Below are 256 nucleotides of genomic sequence, written 5' to 3' on the forward strand. Positions count from 1 at the left end.
GCATCAAGCCTCAGGATCAGGACGACGGCATTTGCGAGTCCTGTCAGTAAAGAATAACGGAGTGTAGCGCAGCCCGGTAGCGCATCTGATTTGGGATCAGAGGGTCGCAGGTTCGAATCCTGTCACTCCGACCATATTTAAATGCTGAGCGAAAATTAAGGAGCAGCCGCGTGGACGCGACTTACGATGCAACATTGACCCTGACACCACTAGACCTACTTTGTGTGGTCGTGTTTTTCTACGGTGTGTACAAGCT

At 51.2% G+C, this 256-nt stretch carries 1 tRNA gene; it reads left to right on the top strand.

Annotated elements, in window-relative coordinates:
* Positions 1–57: 57 nt before the first annotated feature.
* Positions 58–134, top strand: a tRNA-Pro gene (locus tag AC1RPN_RS09090).
* Positions 135–256: the final 122 nt, after the last annotated feature.

This window comes from Dellaglioa sp. CoH-57-MRSF-20, from assembly GCF_056781955.1.